At 59.3% G+C, this 2,091-nt stretch carries 2 protein-coding genes; both read right to left on the bottom strand.

Features of this window, described 5'->3' with window-relative positions:
• Positions 1-829: lipopolysaccharide biosynthesis protein RfbH (gene rfbH, locus ACZM96_RS10175; protein ID WP_489488904.1), on the bottom strand; the 829-nt coding region annotated here is incomplete at its 3' end.
• 17 nt (positions 830-846) lie between these two features.
• Positions 847-1,950, bottom strand: coding sequence for a CDP-glucose 4,6-dehydratase (rfbG, locus tag ACZM96_RS10170; RefSeq protein ID WP_489488903.1), 1,104 nt, complete (start codon positions 1,948-1,950; stop codon positions 847-849).
• Positions 1,951-2,091: the final 141 nt, after the last annotated feature.

The raw sequence follows: 2,091 nt of genomic DNA, 5'->3' as shown, positions 1-2,091 counted from the left end.
GATCGTAGCCGAAAGGCAGATGTCCGAGCTGCAGGCTGAAGCGCTTTTTGCAGGTATTGTCCGTGCCGGGCCGGCACCAGCAGTCGCGGCCCCAGTCGCGCACGGACAGAATAATGCGGTGAAGAAGGGTGTCGTTCGTAATGACGGCTCCGCCTTCGCCCATGGTGATGTGATGCGCGGGATAGAAACTGAACGTTCCTATGTGGCCTATGGTGCCGGCATATCGGCCGTTCCACTTTGCGCCGAGGGCGTCGCAGCTGTCTTCGATCATCCAGAGGTTGTGCCTCCGGCAAAGATCCGTCATGGCATCCATGTCGTACATGTTGCCGAGGGTGTGCGCAATGAACACGGCCCGGGTGCGGTCGGTGACGGCTTCCTCTATCCTGCTGATGTCGATGTTGTAGGTGTCGAGTTCCAGATCGACGAAGACCGGCACAAGGCCGTTCTGCAGAATGGGATTCACCGTGGTGGGAAATCCGGCGGCCACGGCAATGACTTCGTCGCCCCTCTTCAGGCGGCGATCCCCAAGCTTCGGCGAAGTGAGCGCCGTCAGCGCCAGCAGATTGGCACTGGAACCGGAGTTGGTGGAAAGCGCGTACTTCACTCCCAGTTTGGCGGCAAAGTCCTTTTCAAACTCGGCGTTGAAGCGTCCGGCCGTGAGCCACATGTCCAGCGAGGCGTCCATCATGGCGCAGAGCTCCTCGGAACCGAGCGACTTGCCGGACACGGGAATGTATCCTGCGCGCCGTTTGTCGGGACGCGCAAGTTCATAGTATTCCACGGCGAGCTTCTTGATTTCGTTTCTGATGTCTTCCGCAGTTCTGCTCATGTTTTCTCTCCATGCCCTCAGCGCGGCAGCGCGCTCGTTTCATTCCGACCATTCAGGTATTCGCGTATCTGTGCATCCATGAGCGAGGGAAGATCCTCTCCCGCCAGCCATGCCTTCGACCATTCACAGGTTTTTTCTACGGCTTCGGCAATATGCCAGCGAGGCGTCCAGCCGAAGGTCGTCTTTATTTTCGTGCAGTCGAGCTTGAGAAAGTTTGCCTCGTGCGGCGCGTTCGCCTCGGCCTGATTTTCCCAGTGCGCGTTTCCGCCCCAGAGAGTGCAGAAAAGATCCACAAGCTCGCCGGTGGTCACGCAGTCGCAGTCATCCGGCCCAACGTTGTACCAGCCCGCAAGCTCAGGCTGTTCCCACTGACGCTGCACAATCATGAGATAGGCCATGACCGGTTCAAGCACGTGCTGATACGGTCTGGTGGAAAACGGATTGCGCACGCCTATGGCCCTGCCCGCCTGCTGCGCCCGCACGCAGTCGGGAATGATGCGGTCGTTGGCAAAATCGCCGCCGCCTATCACGTTGCCTGCGCGGGCCGTGCTCACGGCAATTGTCCCATCGGCAAAAAAACTGTTTCTGTAGCTGTGCGTGACAAGTTCCGAGCAGCTCTTGCTGTTGGAATACGGATCAAAGCCGTCAAGCGGCTCATTTTCCCGATACCCCCAGCACCACTCATTGTTGTGATAAACCTTGTCGGTGGTCACGTTGAGCACGCTCTTCACGTCCGAGGAAAGACGCACGCACTCCAGCAGGTTCACCGTACCCATCACGTTGGTCTCGTAGGTGTAGCGGGGATCCTTGTAGGAATCGCGCACGATGGGCTGCGCGGCAAGATGAATCACGATTTCCGGCCGGGCCTCGTCGAAGGCCTTCTTCAGAGCGGCGTAGTCGCGGATGTCGCCGATGACGCTGCGCATCCGACCTTCAAGTCCCGCCAGGGAAAAGAGATTCGGATCGGTGGGCGCCGGAAGACTGTAGCCGGTCACGCACGCGCCGGCCGCAACGAGCACACGGCACATCCAGCTTCCCTTGAAGCCCGTGTGCCCCGTGACGAACACGCGCCTGCCGGAAAAGAACTCAAGATCCATGCTCAGGCCTCCCAGGTCTTCCACGGCGCCCTATGCTCGTCCCACAGCCTGTTCAGCTCCAGCTTGTCCTTGAGCATGTCCATGGGATGCCAGAACCCATTGTGCTTGTAGGCCTTGAGTTCTCCGGCATGGGCCAGCTTCATGAGGGGCGAACGCTCCCAGATG

It is taken from the genome of Mailhella sp. (assembly GCF_057866825.1).
Note: the sequence above shows the minus strand (reverse complement) of the source record. Positions and strands in the feature narration are given on the sequence as shown.